Annotated in this window: 1 protein-coding gene; it reads left to right on the top strand. The window is 51.9% G+C overall.

The genetic code is table 11. From position 1 onward, the window contains the following. Positions 1-236 precede the first annotated feature (236 nt). Complete coding sequence (locus tag EXE42_RS15855; protein WP_137706945.1) at positions 237-878, top strand: hypothetical protein; 642 nt, start codon at positions 237-239, stop codon at positions 876-878. The last annotated feature ends 140 nt before the right edge of the window (positions 879-1,018 follow it).

The raw sequence follows: 1,018 nt of genomic DNA, 5'->3' as shown, positions 1-1,018 counted from the left end.
CAACATCGACACGATAACCGCGGCGAGGTTGACTCCAGCTCCGACAGTGCCCGGAAGGTTGCTGTTGATCACTAACCAACTAACCAGCGTCAGAATCGTCATGAGCAGCCCGATCACCTGAGCAGCTTGTCTAACCACGATTCCACACCTCCAGGTTCACCGATGCCTTGGTTGGAAGCATCAGTCGATCATGAGAGCCGATAGATACTTTGAACGGCCGCTGAAACCGGCTTTCAGTGAACGAGGATAGTGATTTGGCGAACGTACATCGCCGTTACGTGAATGCGGAACGGGAAGATGAGGGTATACCAGACTACTTCAAGCAGCGATTGAACAACAATACGCAGAACGAACTCCTTCAAGAAGCCGTATTCCGAGAGTTATGGTACAGCGATGATGCGATACACTCTCTTGGGTCACTTGAGTCGGTGATTGATAGAGATCGTCAGACGATCTCTGACCGTCTCGATGAAATGGTTGAGCAGGGAATGCTCAAGAAGGGATCAATCAACAACGGGGACTATTGGTGGATTAATTTCCCCGACTCTGAGTACCCCTTACCGAGAGATACTGTCGTCCACCCAAAGCCGGATTCAGAGGAGATGTCTGCTAGTGAGTTCTTCGAACAAACACACGTAATAATCGGTGCAGTCGCCCTCCTAGCAACCGCTATCGGCGGCGGTATGGTCCTCTTTGGTGTATTTCAACCGACCGGCGATCCGCTCTTGCCTGTTCCTACTCAAGAGGTGCTAAATCTTGGAATACTGACGATATTTGTCTCATACCTGTTCCTTCTGTTTGCGGTCGTTGTCTGGATTATCAGTCAGGCATTCGACTCGGAGGATATGGATATCCGTGCGCTGTTTGAACAAGAGTAGATCTCGATAAGATCGCCAACCAGCTGTTGTCGATAACTACTGCGTCGTGATGTAACAGCCTATTCCACCCGCTCCGCGTACTCGTAGTCCGCGGGGTACGCCGGCGGGCGAGCGTCGTCGCCGAGGAACGCCGGGAAGCC

This window comes from Halorubrum sp. SP3 (assembly GCF_005435195.1).
Taxonomy (GTDB): domain Archaea; phylum Halobacteriota; class Halobacteria; order Halobacteriales; family Haloferacaceae; genus Halorubrum; species Halorubrum sodomense.
The sequence above is the reverse complement of the archived record's forward strand: the minus strand, read 5'-3'. Positions and strand labels throughout refer to the sequence as shown.